12 protein-coding genes are annotated in these 16,253 nt (G+C 60.6%); 4 read left to right on the top strand and 8 right to left on the bottom strand.

Annotated elements, in window-relative coordinates; genetic code table 11:
- Positions 1-40: 40 nt before the first annotated feature.
- The 7 genes from epd to NOM06_RS18070 form a co-directional block, all read right to left on the bottom strand.
- Positions 41-1,051 (bottom strand): erythrose-4-phosphate dehydrogenase, encoded by a 1,011-nt coding sequence (gene epd, locus NOM06_RS18100; protein WP_255912639.1) that lies wholly within the window; start codon positions 1,049-1,051, stop codon positions 41-43.
- Positions 1,052-1,111: 60 nt separating this feature from the next.
- Positions 1,112-2,041 carry an ROK family protein gene (locus NOM06_RS18095; RefSeq protein WP_236327310.1) on the bottom strand — a complete coding sequence of 310 codons (930 nt, stop codon included), beginning with the start codon at positions 2,039-2,041 and terminating at the stop codon, positions 1,112-1,114.
- A 111-nt stretch (positions 2,042-2,152) separates the two neighbouring features.
- A complete protein-coding gene (gene hemE, locus NOM06_RS18090; protein ID WP_005335440.1) occupies positions 2,153-3,220 on the bottom strand; it encodes a uroporphyrinogen decarboxylase in 1,068 nt (355 codons plus the stop codon).
- 180 nt (positions 3,221-3,400) lie between these two features.
- The gene (gene nudC, locus NOM06_RS18085; RefSeq protein WP_255912637.1) at positions 3,401-4,180 is read right to left on the bottom strand and encodes an NAD(+) diphosphatase; all 780 of its coding nucleotides are present in this window, start codon (positions 4,178-4,180) and stop codon (positions 3,401-3,403) included.
- Between the two features lie 244 nt (positions 4,181-4,424).
- Positions 4,425-7,589, bottom strand: a complete 3,165-nt coding sequence (gene putA / locus NOM06_RS18080) for a bifunctional proline dehydrogenase/L-glutamate gamma-semialdehyde dehydrogenase PutA (RefSeq protein WP_255912635.1) — start codon at positions 7,587-7,589, stop codon at positions 4,425-4,427.
- A 313-nt stretch (positions 7,590-7,902) separates the two neighbouring features.
- Positions 7,903-8,508, bottom strand: coding sequence for a TIGR04211 family SH3 domain-containing protein (locus tag NOM06_RS18075; protein WP_255912634.1), 606 nt, complete (start codon positions 8,506-8,508; stop codon positions 7,903-7,905).
- A gap of 146 nt (positions 8,509-8,654) precedes the next feature.
- Positions 8,655-9,407, bottom strand: a complete 753-nt coding sequence (locus NOM06_RS18070) for a potassium channel family protein (RefSeq protein ID WP_005354446.1) — start codon at positions 9,405-9,407, stop codon at positions 8,655-8,657.
- Positions 9,408-9,508: 101 nt separating this feature from the next.
- Here NOM06_RS18070 and NOM06_RS18065 point away from each other — a divergent pair, with 101 nt between their 5' ends.
- Positions 9,509-10,759 (top strand): methyl-accepting chemotaxis protein, encoded by a 1,251-nt coding sequence (locus tag NOM06_RS18065; RefSeq protein ID WP_255912633.1) that lies wholly within the window; start codon positions 9,509-9,511, stop codon positions 10,757-10,759.
- Positions 10,760-10,903: 144 nt separating this feature from the next.
- Here NOM06_RS18065 and gltX read toward each other — a convergent pair whose 3' ends face one another.
- Positions 10,904-12,319: a glutamate--tRNA ligase gene (gene gltX / locus NOM06_RS18060; RefSeq protein ID WP_255912632.1), complete on the bottom strand. Its 1,416-nt coding sequence runs from the start codon at positions 12,317-12,319 to the stop codon at positions 10,904-10,906.
- 274 nt (positions 12,320-12,593) lie between these two features.
- On the opposite strand from gltX, the gene NOM06_RS18055 reads away from it, so the two are divergent.
- From NOM06_RS18055 to NOM06_RS18045, 3 genes are all read left to right on the top strand, one after another.
- Positions 12,594-14,696: a methyl-accepting chemotaxis protein gene (locus NOM06_RS18055; RefSeq protein ID WP_255912631.1), complete on the top strand. Its 2,103-nt coding sequence runs from the start codon at positions 12,594-12,596 to the stop codon at positions 14,694-14,696.
- A gap of 99 nt (positions 14,697-14,795) precedes the next feature.
- Complete coding sequence (locus NOM06_RS18050; RefSeq protein ID WP_103250429.1) at positions 14,796-15,464, top strand: LysM-like peptidoglycan-binding domain-containing protein; 669 nt, start codon at positions 14,796-14,798, stop codon at positions 15,462-15,464.
- A 275-nt stretch (positions 15,465-15,739) separates the two neighbouring features.
- Positions 15,740-15,949, top strand: coding sequence for a cold-shock protein (locus tag NOM06_RS18045; protein WP_005338972.1), 210 nt, complete (start codon positions 15,740-15,742; stop codon positions 15,947-15,949).
- Positions 15,950-16,253: the final 304 nt, after the last annotated feature.

Genomic DNA, 16,253 nt, shown 5'->3' with positions numbered 1-16,253 from the left:
AGGTAATGTTAAAAACAGTAACCTTTCGCCCGGGGCAGGCTCAGCCTGCGGCCATCATGGCCCGGGTGGTATCCAGCATCCGGTTTGCGAAGCCCCATTCGTTATCGCACCACATCAACATCTTGACGAGGTTGGCATCGCTCACCCGGGTCTGGGTACCATCAATGATGCAGGAGTGTGCATCATGATTGAAGTCTACGGAGACCAGAGGTTCTTCCGTGTAATCCAGAATACCGTGTAATGTACCTCTGGATGCCCGTTGCAGGGCTTGATTTACGTCACTAACTGTCACTTTTTTACGAACAGTAATACTCAGATCCATCGCTGTTACATTGATGGTCGGCACCCGCACCGCGATCGCCTCGAACTTGCCGGCAAAGTGGGGCAGGATGCGCTCCAGCCCCTTTGCCAGCTTGGTATCCACCGGAATGATGGACTGACTGGCAGCGCGGGTTCGGCGCAAGTCACTATGGTAGGCATCGATGACTTGCTGATCATGCATGGCCGAATGAATTGTCGTAATAGTACCACAATTTATCTCGAATTCTCGATGCAATGTTTCAATCACCGGCACCACGCAGTTGGTGGTACAGGAGGCGTTGGAGACGATCCGCTCCGCTCCGGTGAGGGTATGATGGTTGACCCCGTAGACCACGGTGGCATCCACATCGGCATCCGCCGGGTGGGAGAAGAGCACCTTGCCCGCCCCCGCCGCCAGATGCAGCTCGGCATCGGCCCGCGAGCCAAACACCCCGGTGCAATCGAGCACCACATCCACCCCCAGCGCCCGCCACGGCAAGTTCGATGGATCCCGCTCGGCAAACAGGGAGATGAGATCCTCCCCCACCAGCATGCTGTTGCCCGCCAGTTGCACCGGATGGTGGAAGCGACCGTGACTGGTATCGTAACGGGTCAGGTGCACCATGGCCTCAGGAGCCGCCAGCTCGTTGATGGCGACGATCTTGATGGTCTTGTCGCGCCCGCTTTCATAGAGGGCTCGCAACACGTTGCGACCGATCCGCCCATAACCATTGATGGCAATCTTGATCATCGAGAATCCGTTTCCTTGAACCAGCAACAGGGCGGCGCACCGGCCCCCCGGGAGACCCGGCTACGACAGCAGGGCCTCCTTGAATTCACCGCGGGCCAGCAGTGCGGCCCCGAATACCCCGGCACTGTCGCCAAGGGCTGGAGCAATAATGGGGGCACTGAAACGGGGATTAAAGAGGAAGGGCAAAATTGTCTGCCGCCCGGCGCTGTAAAGGCTCTGCACATTGCCCACCCCACCACCGATGACGATCACATCCGGGTCGAGAATGTTGACCACATTGGCCAGCGCCTGACCAAACAGCAGGTGCAGCCGGTCGATGGTGAGCTTGGCCACATGATCGTGGGCGGTGGCCGCCGCGATTTGGGCGAGCGAGAGGCGGCGCTTGGCCTTGGCCTCGTACCAGGCCTCCAGCGCCGGGCCGCTGATCAGGGTCTCGACGCAGCCACGCTTGCCGCAGTAGCACTCGGGGCCATCGGGGGAGAGCACATTGTGGCCCCACTCACCGGCGATGCCGTGGTGGCCATTGAGGATCTGGCCGTTGATGACGATGCCGGAGCCGACCCCGGTGCCCATGATGATGCCGAACACCACTTTCGCATCGGGATGGTGCTGGCGCACCGCCCCCAGATGGGTTTCTGCCAGCGCGAAGCAGTTGGCATCGTTGGCGATCAGCACCGGCACGCCCAGCTTGCGCTCCAGATCCTCCTTGAACGGCTTGCCATTGAGCTCGGTGGTATTGCAGTTCTTCATCAGGCCGGTCTGCGGATCTCGCGCCCCCGGCGTGCCCATGCCGATGACGGTCGGGCGTTGACCAATCTTCTCGGCGCACTGCGCTACCAGCTTGGCGATCTGGCCAATCATATGGTCATAACCGCCCGCCCGCTCGGTGGGGATGCGATGGCGCAGCAGCACCTCGTCGCCATCCAGCACCACGCATTCACACTTGGTACCGCCAAGATCGATACCCCAATCCAGTGACTTGCTGCTCATCTTGCCTCCTGCACGGCCGCCACGCGCTCGTCGTCGCGACGCTTTTTAAAATGTAAAACGGGGCCTGACGGCCCCGAATTTCAATCACACTATTCTTCTCTCGCCCCGGCCTTAGCGGCCGTGGTACTGGGCGGAGAGCTCGTGTACCGCGTTGACGAACACGCCAGCGTGTTCCGGGTTCACATCCTGATGGATGCCGTGGCCGAGGTTGAAGACGTGCCCATTGCCGTGACCGAAACCGGCCAGAATGGAGGCGACCTCTTCACGGATGCGAGCCGGAGTGGCATAGAGCATGGAGGGATCCATATTGCCCTGCAGCGCCACCTTGTCACCGACCCGACGCTTGGCGTCGGCAATGTCGGTGGTCCAGTCCAGACCCAGCGCATCGCAACCGGTGGCGGCGATCTGCTCCAGCCACTGACCGCCGTTCTTGGTAAACAGGGTGACCGGCACGCGGCGACCGTCGTGCTCGCGGATCAGACCATCGACAATCTTGTGCATGTACTGCAGGGAGAAATCGCGGTAATCGCGCGGGGTGAGCACGCCGCCCCAGGTGTCGAACACCATGACCGCCTGGGCACCCGCCTTGATCTGGGCGTTGAGGTAGGCAATCACGCTGTCGGCCAGCTTGTCGAGCAGCAGGTGCAGGGTTTGCGGCTCTGCGTACATCATCTGCTTGATCTTGGTGAACGCCTTGGAGCTGCCCCCTTCCACCATGTAGGTGGCCAGGGTCCATGGGCTGCCGGAGAAGCCGATGAGCGGCACTTCGCCCTTCAGCTCGCGGCGGATGGTGCGCACCGCGTTCATCACGTAGCCCAGCTCATCTTCCGGATCCGGAATGGGCAGCGCCTGCACGTCGGCCATGGAGGTGATCGGGCGCTCGAAGCGCGGGCCTTCACCCTGCTCGAAGTAGAGACCGAGCCCCATGGCATCGGGCACGGTCAGGATGTCGGAGAAGAGGATGGCGGCATCGAGCGGGTAGCGGCGCAGCGGCTGCAGGGTGACTTCACAGGCCAGCTCGGCATTGCGGCACAGGGACATGAAATCCCCCGCCTGGGCGCGAGTCGCCTTGTATTCCGGCAGATAGCGCCCTGCCTGGCGCATCATCCATACCGGCGTCATGTCTACATCCTGACGCAGCAAAGCGCGCAGGTATCGATCGTTCTTCAGCTCTTTCATCCCAGTTCCTGAATTCATATCACGCATAAAATGGCGGTCATAATACCACTTTGCCCAGTCAAGCGGACTGCCCAAAACGTGGCAAATGGGTGATCGGTTGCAAAGATGTGAAGGGGCGCAAACCAGAGCGCCCCGTTTTTAAAAAGAAGTGCAAAAAGGTTGGCGAAAAGATAAGCGCCGTTACCCCTCGCCAGCCAGTGACAACTCGATCAGCCGCCGGGCAATGGTGCCGTGGGGCGGCAAACGCGGCAGCCGGTCGGCAGCAAAGAAAGCGGCGGCGACCAGTTCGTCATCCTGCACCTTGATCTCGCCGCTCTCGTAGTCGGCGGTAAAGCCCATCATCAGGCTGTGAGGGAAGGGCCAGGGCTGGCTCGCCACATAACGCACATTGCGCACCCGGATGCCGCTCTCCTCGAACACCTCCCGCGCCACGCACTGCTCGAGGTTCTCTCCTGCCTCCACAAAGCCAGCCAGCACGGTATACATGGGATCGTCCGCCTGATAGTGACGACGATGGGCCGCCAGCAGGATCTCCGGCCCCTTGCGCACCGCCACTATGATGCAGGGGGAGATGCGCGGATAGACGCTGTGCCCCTGCTGGCACACCTGCGCCCACTCCCCCGCCTTCGGGGTCATGGGGGCGCCGCACTCGCCGCAGAAACGGTGGGTACGGCGGAAGGTGACCAGCTGCCAGGCTCGGCCCGCGAGACGAAAGCCCTCCTCGTCCCCCGCCACCATCAGCTGGCGTAGCGGACTCATGGCGCTCGTGTCGGCCTCATCACCCAGATCCAGCAGATAGCAGGGCAACCCCTGCCACTCATCAAAACGCTCGAAACGGGCACCGGCCAGCGCTGCGGGCAGGCACGCCTTCACGCCGCTCGGCACCTGACCCGCCTCATCGAGCAGGATTTGATGGTCACCCGCCACGACAAACCAGCGGGCTTGTTCAGTTAATGACATCGGATAAACACTCTCGTTAAGTCAGATTAAACAACGCCACGGTCACAGCAGGCTGCAGCAGGGGCAAAATAGCGCGAATGGCCCCCATCTTACGACTGGCAAGCGCCACTGACGACCCCGCCGCCCCAACAAAATCGCCTCCGATCTTCGTCCCGCCGGGGCCAAAACGGCGAGCAAGAGGAGCACATCAACAAAGAGGCCGCCCGAAGGCGGCCTGCTGTCAATCGTTCTCTCGCTGCGCCGATCAGGCATCGCCCATCGCCAGCAAGGAGGCGTTGCCGCCCACAGCCGTGGTGTTGATGGTGCGGGTCTTCTCGGTAACAAACCGCCCGAGATAGTGAGGGCCACCCGCCTTGGGGCCGGTGCCGGAGAGCCCCTGCCCGCCGAACGGTTGCACCCCGACCATGGCGCCGATCTGGTTGCGGTTGATGTAGACGTTGCCGACGTTGATGCGGCTCGCCAGCTCTTCAGCGTGGGATTCGTTGCGGCTGTGGATCCCGAGCGTCAGGCCGTAGCCGGTGCCATTGATGTCGCTGATCACCTTGTCCAGATCCCGGGTGGCGTAGCGCACCACGTGCAGGATGGGGCCGAACTGCTCCTTGGCCAGCTCGCGGATGGAGCCGATCTCCAGCGCGGTCGGCTGAACGAAGTGTCCCTCCATGGTCGCGGCGGGCATCGGCGCCTGGGCAATCAGGCGAGCTCGCGGGATCATCCGGGCCAAATGGGCATCCAGCCCCGCCTTGGCATCGGCATCGATCACCGGGCCGACGTCGGTGTTGTACTCGGCCGGGTTGCCCACTTTCAGCTCCTGCATGGCGCCGGTGAGGATCTCCAGCACCCGCTCTGCGATCTCCTCCTGCAGGTAGAGCACCCGCAGGGCCGAGCAGCGCTGACCGGCGCTCTGGAAGGCGGCGCTCACCACGTCCCGCACCACCTGCTCCGGCAGGGCGGTGGAGTCGACGATCATGGCGTTCTGGCCGCCGGTCTCGGCGATAAGCGGCAGGATGGCGCCATCGCGCTGGGCCAGGGTCATGTTGATGAGCTTGGCAGTCTCGGTGGAGCCGGTGAAGCAGACGCCGCCAATGCGCGGATCCGCCGTCAGCTTGGCACCCACGGTGGCACCGTCACCGGGCAGCAGTTGCAGCACGTCGCCCGGAATACCGGCCTGATGGGCCAGAGTCACTGCCAGATGGGCGATAAGGCCGGTCTGCTCCGCCGGTTTGGCGATGACGGTGTTGCCGGTGGCCAGCGCCGCGGCGATTTGGCCGAGGAAGATCGCCAGCGGGAAGTTCCACGGGCTGATGCAGACAAACACCCCACGCCCCTGCAGGAACAGCTCGTTCTGCTCGCCGGTGTAGCCGGGCAGCAGGGTCGCCTGCCCCATCAGGCTGCGGGCCTGCACCGCGTAGTAGCGGCAGAAATCGACCGCTTCACGCACCTCGTCGATGCCATCTTGCAGCAGCTTGCCCGCCTCGCGGGTACAGAGGGAGACAAACTGCTCGCGGTTCGCTTCCAGCAGATCCGCCAGCTTCTCTAGCGCGGCGGCACGCTCGCTCACCGGGGTTTCGCGCCAGCGCGGGAAGGCGGCGTGGGCAGATGCCAAGGCCTGCTCCACCGCCTGCTCATCGGCCCAGTGGATCTTGCCGACGGTGAGGCTCACATCCTGCGGGCTCAGCACGGTTCGTGCCTCGCTGCGCTTGAGGGTCTCGCCATCGACGATGGGCCCTGCCAGCCACTGCTTGCTCTCCAGCTCTTTCAAGCGGGCGAAGAAGGGGCGCTGGATGGAGAGGATGTTCATGTTGACGCCGCTGGAGTTCTTGCGGTCGGTGAAGAGGTTCACCGGCTGCGGAATCCGGTCGTTGGCAAAGCCGGAGTAGCGCTTGAGGGTGCGCAGCGGGTGCTCGGCCAGCGAGTCCACCGGGGTGTTGGGATCCACCAGCTTGTGAACGAAGGAGGTGTTGGCCCCGTTCTCCAGCAGGCGGCGCACCAGATAGGGCAACAAGTCCTTGTGGGCGCCGACCGGCGCGTAGATGCGGCAGTGCAGGCCGGGATTGTCGTTCAGCACCGCGTTGTGCAGCTCCTCCCCCATGCCGTGCAGGCGCTGGAATTCAAACTGGCGATCGCCGGCCATCTCCAGAATGCTGACCACGGTATTGGCGTTGTGGGTGGCGAACTGGGGAGCGATAAAGCCGCGAGTCGGCTCGCTCAGCAGGTAACGGGCGCAGGCGAGGTAGGAGATATCAGTGCCCGCCTTGCGGGTAAAGAGCGGATAGCCGGGCAGGCCCGCCTGCTGGGCATATTTCAGTTCGCTGTCCCAGTAGGCGCCTTTTACCAAGCGCACCGGAATGAGGTCACCCTGCTCGCGGGCCAGCGCGGTGAGCCAGCAGAGTACCGGCAGGGCGCGCTTGGAGTAGGCCTGCACCACCATGCCGAGCTTGCCCCAGCCACGGTTGGCATCGGAGCGGTAGAGCTGTTCGAACAGATCCAGCGACAGCTCGAGTCGGTCCATCTCCTCGGCATCGATGCTGATGGCCACATCCTTGTCGCGGGCCAAACGCACCAGCCCCACCAGCCGCTCGCACATTTCGCCGAGCACCCGTTCGCGGTTCGCCACGTCATAGCGCGGATGGAGCGCCGAGAGCTTGATGGAGATGGAAGGGGCCGGGCCGCCGTCGCTGATCCGCTCGTTGCCCACCGCCTCGATGGCGTTGCGGTAATCGGCCAGATACTTGTCGGCATCCTGCATGGTCAGCGCAGATTCACCCAGCATGTCGTAGGTGTGGGTGTAGCCCAGCTCGCGGGATTTGCGGCTCGCCTTGAGCGCCTCCTTCATGTCGCGCCCCAGCACGAACTGCTTGCCCATGATCTTCATGGCGGCGTACATGGCGGAGCGCACCACCGGCTCCCCCAGCTTGTTGACCATACGCCCCAGCAGGTTGGCCGGGTTGCCGTCAAGCTTCTTGTCGAGCTTGATGATCTTGCCGGTCAGCATCAGCCCCCAGGTGGAGGCGTTGACCAGAGTAGAGTCGCTCTTGCGGAAATGGGAGGACCAGTTGGCGCCGGAGAGCTTGTCCTTGATCAGGGCATCGGCGGTCTCGGCATCGGGAATGCGCAGCAGCGCCTCGGCCAGACACATCAGGATGATCCCCTCCTGGGTATCCAGACTGTACTCCTGCAGGAAGGCGTCGATACCGTCACCGGAGCCGCTCTCCTTGCGCACCTTGGTCACCAGAGTACGGGCACGCTGGGTCACCTGCTCCAGCGAGGCGCCATCCCCCGGCAACATGGCCGACAGTTCGGCCAGATAGGCATTTTCATCCACCACATAGTTCTGGGTGATGGCTTCGCGCAGGGCGGCCAGATCAGAGGGGATATAGTCAGCGGCAAGCACTTGAGTAGCTTTGAACATATGGGGTCTTCCTGTACGCCCTAGGGCTGATATCGACAAAGGCGGACGCGCCGCCGAAACGCCGATAATGTATACAATGTTGCACCCTATATGAAATGAATTTGTTGCCACTCTTTAACAAAGATCGCTCATTCCCCCCATGAATTCCCTTTTGAAGCCAATACACCAGCAAGCGTGAGGGTCATCTGACTTCATTTTGTATACGATCCGCCACCGCTCTATCGCAAAGCAGCCACCCATCCCCCCAATACGCCCCAAAAAAAGAAGGGCCGCCACGGCGACCCTTCTCATCAATTCATTCAGCCAGATGCTGTCAGTTCATCCAGCGATCGCCACGACTGCGACGACGGGGCAGCATGGGCAGCAGGATACCAAGCAGGATACCGGCACCCACCATGGCACCACCACGGATAAACCAGTCCATCTGCATGTCGTGCTCCTGGTTGTCGTAGCTTTGGGTCAGGGCATCATTCTGCTCTTTGAGATTGCTCATCTCCTCACCCTGACTGACCAGCTGAGCCTTAAGGGCGGCGATCTCCTTGCTCTGGGCAGCAATCTGACCATCCTTCTCGGTGAAGCGTTTCTCGTTGTCACCGTTAAGGTTCTGCAGGCGATCTTTAAGCTCATCGCGCTCTTTTTCCACCTGGGGCAGACGCTCGCGCAGGCTGATCTGGCTCTGCAGTTCGCTGTTCTTGATCCACCCCTCGCGGCCACGACCGTCCACCACCTGGGTGAAACCGGCCTCGCTGTTCACCGCCTTTACCTCCAGCGGTTCACCAGCCTTGACGCTGCCAAGGATCCGGTACTGGGTACCCGGACCATTGTGGATATAGGTAAAGATGTTGTCTGAAACATAACGGGTATCGGCCAGTGCCTGTTGGGCACACAAGCAGATAAAAATCCCGAGAAGGGCGCGCATGGTCGATCGATTCTCTTTTTCAGGTTTGGACAAGAGGTTGAATGTTAAGCCGCCAGCAGGTTAAAGGACAAGCAAAGAAAAAGCACCTCCCCCGGATTAAAGAGCGCAGAGTTGCAAGTCACCTCGCAACTTGCCCGTCCGCGGCCTCACTTGTTTTTCAGCTCCTGCACCTCGCTGCGCAGGGCGCGGATCTCCCGCAGCAGCTCCTCTTGCTGGTTGTTGTAGTGATGACGCCACTTGTCGGTCTCGCCATCCCCCTTGTTGGGCTGCAAAAACAGGCTGGCCATAAAACCGCTGATGGCACCGAACAGACCGACCCCGAACAGGATCAGCAGGCTGGCGACAAACCGCCCCTCCTCTGTCTTGGGCACCAGATCCCCGTAACCCACTGTCGAGAGGGTCACCAGCGTCCACCAGAACGCGTCGTAAGGTGTCTCAATCTGGCTGCCGGGCTGGCCTGACTCAATCCAGTACATGACGCCGGAGCCCACCCCCAGCAGCAGGAAGAACAGAAACAGGATACCGGAGAGGGTGGTCTCGTTGCGCTCGCGACGGAACATGGCCCAGAGATCCGGGTGCTCCTTGAACAGCTGATAGACCCGCCACAGCTGGATCAACCGCGCCCAGCGCAGCTGCTCCGCCATCGGCAGGCTACCCGGCAGATAGATCCAGTTGGCCTTGAAATAGGCCTTTCGATCGGAGGCCCGGATCCAGCCATAAGCAAAGTGCGCGAGGAAGAAGTAGCAGATCAGGCTGTCGAGGTCATAGAAGAGCTGCAGGGTCTGTGGTGTCAGGCTCTCATGGCCCCACCAGCGAGCCGTCACCAGCACAACCGAGATAATCGACAGAAATGCCATCAGCAGATCCATCGCCCGCAGATGAGTTAAGTGATGTCGCATACATTTTCCAACTTTAAGCACAGTGCAAATTAATAAAAGAGAAGATAATGCCGATAGTCCTGAGGGCAAAGGAAAAAACGGCTTTTAAAAGGAGAATGACAATGCAGCTGAACCTGCTGGAGAAAAGAATGAGCAACATCCGGTTGGTACCCAAAGTGGTGCTGCTGATGGTGTTCAGTACCCTCCTGCTACTGACAAAACTCTGGTTTGACGCCAACAATCTGGAAGCGACCCTGCTCAGCGAAGGGCTCGATCCCGCCAAGGCGGATGCGATCTCCAATCGCCTGCTCTGGACCGGTCTGATGGAGACCGCCATCATGGGGCTGCTGTTCGTGATCCTGCTGCTCACCGGCTCCCGCCTGATGGTCAAGCAGGTGCACTATCTGGTGGGCCTGCTGGAACGCTTCGCCAAGCGGGACCTCAGCCACAAGGTACTGCTCAAGTCTCGTGACGAATTCGGCGACATCGCCAAGGCGGTCTCCCACTCGCAGGAGAACCTCAAAGAGGTGTTTGGCAACCAGCGCGCCGCCTGCAAGGAGCTCAACGACATCGCCTCCCAGGTGACCCTTTGCATGGAAGAGGCCAACGAAGCGATCAACGAAGAGTTCACCCAGATCGAACAGCTGGCCAGCGCCATGAGCCAGATGGTCGGCGCCATTCGCGAAGTGGCCGCCCATGCGGATCAGGCCTCTCACGCCACCGCCGAAACCAGCCAGCTGGCGGAAGAGGGGAGCCGCTGCGTCGCCGACACCGTCAGCACCATCGACACCCTCTCCGGCAACATCCAGCGCTCCGCCACCGTGGTCAACGAGGTGGAGCAGGGAGTCGAGCGCATTGGCTCTGTGGTCGACACCATTCGCGGCATCTCGGAACAGACCAACCTGCTGGCACTGAACGCGGCCATCGAAGCGGCTCGCGCCGGTGAAGCGGGTCGTGGCTTTGCCGTGGTGGCCTCCGAAGTGCGCGAGCTGGCCAACCGGGCTCAGGCCGCCACCGTCGAGATCCAGAAGATGATCGAACAGCTGCAGGGCAATGCCCATCAGGCTGGCGAGCTGATGGCCCAGAGCGTGCAGCAGGCCGACAAGGGGGTTGCCCAGGTGACCCAGGCGGGCGATCAGCTCGCTACCATAGTGGAGCGGGTACAGGGCGTGGCCGACATGAACCGCCACATCGCCGCCGCTTCCGATCAGCAGAGCTCGGTAGCCGAGGAGATGCGCGGCAATCTGGAGCAGGTCAAGCAGATCGCCGAAGGCTCCGTCGTGGTGCTGCGCGAGCTGCAAGAGGCCTCCGAGCTGGTCGAGCAGCACAGCAAGGAGCTCGACAGCCAGATCCAGTCTTTCAAGCTCGCGTGACCGCTTTCCTCGGTCGGGCATGACCGCCATTATGCCTAGCCGCCTCTCTGACCATAAAAAAATCCGAAACCTGTGGTTTCGGATTTTTGCTATTCAGCATGTGGCAGAGCGGGGTTATCCCCTCGCCTGCCACATCGGCAGAACTTACTCGGCAGCCATACGGGCTTCGATGTACGCCAGCGCACGGCCAATACGCGCCAGTACGCGCTCCTTGCCCACCAGTGCCATTACGGCGTCGATGGCAGGGGATTGGCCCAGACCGGTGACGGCTACGCGCAGCGGCATACCAACCTTGCCCATGCCCTGACCCAGCTCGGCGGCGGTCGCTTCAATCAGCTCGTGCAGCGCTTCGGTGGTCCAGCTATCCAGTGCAGCCAGCTTAGTTTTGGCCAAGGTGAGCGGCTCGGCAGCAACACCGCGCAGGTGCTTCTTGGCAGCCGCTTCGTCGATCGCCTCGTACTCTTCGAACAGGTAGCGGCTCTGGGCAGCCATCTCGACCAGGGTGTTGCAGCGCTCGGCCAGCAGGGTGACCACGTCGGCCAGCGCCGGGCCATTGCTGGTGTCGATCTTCTGGTTTTCCATGTGCCATGCCAGATGCTTGGCAACATAAGTCGGATCCAGGCTGCGCATGTAGTGGTTGTTCAGCCACAGCAGCTTGTCGGTGTTGAAGGCAGAGGCAGACTTGGAGATGGCATCCAGGCTGAACAGCTTGATCATCTCTTCCAGGCTGAAGATCTCCTGATCGCCGTGGGACCAGCCCAGACGCACCAGATAGTTCAGCAGCGCTTCCGGCAGGTAACCGTCATCGCGATACTGCATCACGGAGACAGCACCGTGGCGCTTGGAGAGCTTGGCGCCGTCGTCACCCAGGATCATGGATACGTGGGCAAACTCCGGCACCGGCGCGTTCAGCGCCTTGTAGATGTTGATCTGGCGCGGGGTGTTGTTGATGTGGTCTTCGCCACGCACCACGTGGGTGATCTCCATATCCCAGTCATCGACCACTACGCAGAAGTTGTAGGTCGGCGCGCCGTCGGTACGGCGGATAATCAGATCGTCCAGCTCGGTGTTGGCAAACTCGATGCGGCCACGGACGTGGTCATCGAACACCACAGAACCTTCGGTCGGGTTACGGAAGCGGATGACGTGCGGCGCATCGGCCGGGTGATCGTGGGCGTGGTCACGGCACTTGCCGTCATAACGGGGCTTCTCGCCGTTGGCCATCTGGCCTTCACGCAGCGCTTCCAGACGCTCTTTGGAGCAGTAGCACTTGTAGGCGCGGCCATCGGCCAGCATCTCGTCGATCAGCGCGTTGTAGCGATCGAAGCGCTTGGTCTGGTAGTAGGGGCCCTCATCCCAGTTCAGCTCCAGCCATTCCATGCCCTCAATGATGGCGTCAATCGCCTCCTGAGTGGAACGTTCCAGGTCGGTATCCTCAATACGCAGCACGAACTCACCGCCCTGGTTCTTTGCAAACAACCAGGAATAGAGTGCGGTACGGGCACCGCCGACATGCAAAAAGCCGGTCGGGCTGGGAGCAAAACGGGTTTTGACTTTCATCTTTAAGCCTTGTGTAGAGGGCCTTGGGCCAATTCGTTAGAAAAAACCGTCGCATTTTAGCACCGACAATCACGGATGGGAAAACCATGACGCCATTGCGGGCTAAAGTAGGGGATTAAATCTGTCGCCATTTGTATCTGTAGCCCGATATTTGAAGAGGATCGCAAAACAGAAGCCCCGTTTCCGATTTGCTATGCACAATGCTGGAGAGCTGCCTCCTCCGGTCGATACCCAAACAACGCTCACCACACTTCTCACGAACAAGGAAGAGACGATGCAGTTCCGTTCTATCCAGAATCGCATTCTAGTTATGGCCGGGATCGCCATGACCGCAGCCCTGGTCATCCTGATCCTGCTCAACCAATACTCCGGCAAACAAACCCAACAACTCACCATCAGCTCCAGCCGTGAAGCGCTGCAGCAGGAGGCATGGCAGAAGGTCAGCGCCAATGCCCGCGCCGAGGCGGCCACCATCACCCAGCTGCTGCAAAAAGGGCTCTCCTACACCCAGCAGATGGCCAACGCCCTCGCCCTGCAACAACAGGGCAAACTGCCGCTGGATCGCCAGCAGGCCACCGACCTGCTCAAGGCACAACTGGCGTTGGAGCCCCAGCTCTATGGCGCCTTTGCCGGCTTCGAGCCCAACGGTTTCGACGGTCAGGATGCCAGCTTTGCTGGCCAGAGTGCGCTGGGCAGTGACGACAAGGGGCGCTTCGTGCCCTACTTCTATCGCTACAAGGATCAAATCGGCACCGATCTGCTGCTCTCCATCGAAAAAACCGACCCGGACGAATTCGGCAATCCCGCCAACGACTACTACGCCTGCCCGAAACGGGAAGGGCGCTCTTGTCTGATCGATCCCTTCAAGGTGGATATCAACGGTCAGCAGGTGCTGGTGAGCACCATCACCACCCCCATCATGGTGAATGGCCAATTCCGCGGCATCGCAGCCCTCGATCTGGCGGTGGACTCCATCAGCCGTCAGGCCAAGAGCCTCAACAGCAATATCTATGATGGCCAGGGGGAGACCCTGATCGTCAGCGCCGCCGGTGTCATCACCGGCACCAGCGGTGATGCCAGCCAGCTCGGCAGCAGCGCAAGTAAGGTGCTGGGCAACCAGTGGCAGCAGTACCTGAAACCGGAAGTGCAGCGTCAGGAGCTGGACGAGTCATTCCGTATTTCCGTCCCCATCATGGTGCCGGGAATGAGCCGCAACTGGGCCATCATCGTCACCCTGCCCTACAAGGTGGTACTGGCGGGGGCCGATCAACTGGAAAGCCAGCTGAGCGACATGAACCAGGCAGCCATGACCCAGCAATTGGTGGGTGCCGTTATCGTACTGGTGCTGGCGCTGGCCACCATGCTGGTGATTGCCCGCAGCATCACCGGCCCTATCCGTCAGATGGTCAGCCTGGTGGATGACATCGCCGATGGTGAAGGGGACCTCACCAAACGCCTCACGACCCGATCTGTCGATGAGCTGGGGGATCTCGCCAAGGGGATCAACCGCTTTATCGACAAGCTGCAAGGGCTGCTCGGGGATGTGCTCAAGACTGCCAGCGAGGTGAACCGTTATGCCGGTGATACCGACCGCATCGCCGGTCAGACCGACAACAACCTGCAGCACCATCAAGCGGAGATGGAGCAGATGCTGACCGCGGTACAGGAGATGTCCTACGTCAGTCAGGAGGTCGCCACCCACGCCAACAATACCGCCGACTCGGCCAAACAGGCGCAAAGCGCTGCCGATCAGGGCAAGGAGCGCTTCCAGCAGGTGATCCAGTCGATGCACAAGGTCGCGGCAGAAGCCGGTAAAGGGGCCGAAGTGGTGGAAGGGCTGGCTCACGACAGCGCCCAGATCACCAGCATCCTCACCGTCATTCAGGGTATTGCAGATCAAACCAACTTGCTGGCCCTCAACGCCGCCATCGAGGCAGCCCGGGCTGGCGAACAGGGCCGCGGCTTTGCGGTAGTGGCCGACGAGGTGCGCAAACTGGCTGGCAATACCCAGCAGGCGGTACAGAACACCCAGGAGTTGATCGAGAAGATCCGCCTGAGCTCCACCAATGCGGTCAATGCCATCACCCAGAGCCAGCAGCTGACCCATCAGGCAGTGAGCGAAGCGGATCTGGCGGAAGAGGCACTCGGCAGCATCTACCAGGCCATCTCCACCATCAACGACATGACCTATCAGATCGCCTCCGCCGCCGAAGAGCAGAGCTCGGTCTCAGAAACCGTCTCCGGCAACCTGTCAAAAACCAACGCACTGGCCAACGACATTGCTCAGGATGCGACCGAAACGGCCAAAGCCAGTCAGGCTTTGCGTCAGGCTGCCGACAAATTGCAGCAATTATTGGGTCAATTTCGTCTCAGCTGATAATTTTCCGCCTCAGGACTCTCCCCCTCGGGGGCGAGTCCGTTTACCATAGGCGACGAATTTGCCTGATGGCAGGCAATGTAGTGAGAGGTAAATGCCGTGCCCACCCCGGACCGTCGCCCACGAGGCCATAACAGACGAGCCCAGCAGCGTCGCCAAGACGAATCTCAAGGATCCCTGCTCCATCGCATCAATGCCGCGACCCTGTCCCTGCGCCAACGTTTTGGCCAAGGGATGAGCAACCTCGGCCAACGCCGCCAGGATGCCAAAGCAGGCAAATTCAAGCTGTCCAGCCCGCTGCCCCGCAAAAACACCATAGGTCTGCTGATCCTGATCCCGCTCTGGTTGCTGGTACTGGCCTGGGAGCCGGCACCATCCGCTCCCAAAGCCGCCCCTTCCGGCTCGCTGGAAGTGCCGCTGGCCGTACCTGCTCAAGCTCTAACTGTCGGTAATGGCGCGGCAGGCAGTGCCCCCGCGGCAGCTAAACCAGTCGAAGAGAAGGTCAACGGTACCTGGCTGCAACACGATGTGCAGGCGGGTGAGACCCTCTACTCCATCTGGCGTAAATTCGAGTTGCCGGGTGCCGAGCTGAGCCGCCTGATCGCCATCGAGGGGCCGGATCGTCCCCTGACCCGCCTGCAATCGGGCCGCTCTATCTTCATCCTGGTGGACGACACCCGCCGCATCCAGCGGGTGGAGATCCGCTCCTACGGTCAGGCGGTTTACCGCTACGACCGGCAGGGCGAAGGGTTTGCCCTCAAGGAATAACAAAAACGGGAGGCGCTGGCCTCCCGTTTTTTTCAGTCAAATATCTTCAAATAAGCTACTGACTTCACAATATTTTTAGCTTGTTCAAAAAACGAAAGGGGGTCAAATTGACAAGGATCGGCGCTAACGTACAATCGTTTGTGCTTTAGACAGGGATTGTTCTACGTGCTACTGGGACAAAGAGACGTGGTCAGTCATGAGCCAACCCCTGCTTGCAAGGCAAATGCAGCCCAGCACGGGCTTAGTTTCATTTTGTTATTGATAGGATTTAGCACATGTCTGACATTCGCACCGGCCAGGTAAAATGGTTCAACGAAACCAAGGGTTTTGGCTTTATTGAACAATCCCAGGGTCCGGACGTATTCGTTCACTTCTCCTCCATCCAGAGCACCGGTTTCAAAACCCTGGCTGAAGGTCAAAAAGTCCAGTTCACTGTGACCCAGGGCAAAAAAGGCCCTCAGGCTGAGAACGTTACTCTGGTCTAAGCCCGCGCCAGTGAATCATGCAGGAGGAGCCAAGGCCCCTCCTCTTTTTTGCCCGCCATTTTCGCCTCCCACCACCTGTTACAACCGCTTGCCTCGATCAGCCCACAGAGTAAGCCCCCCTGTTTGCAGGAGGTGGTAGATACGCGCGGAGTAAACGCCAGATACGACGAAGCATCGCAGCGCGATGTGAAGGGCAATTCAAAGAGATTATGAAAACGTCGAAGAGAGATTGGAGCGGGAAACGAGACTCGAACTCGCGACCCCGACCTTGGCAAGGTCGTGCTCTACCAACTGAGCTATTCCC

The organism is Aeromonas sp. JL9 (genome assembly GCF_024436075.1).
Classification (GTDB): domain Bacteria; phylum Pseudomonadota; class Gammaproteobacteria; order Enterobacterales; family Aeromonadaceae; genus Aeromonas; species Aeromonas veronii.
Note: the sequence above shows the minus strand (reverse complement) of the source record. Positions and strands in the feature narration are given on the sequence as shown.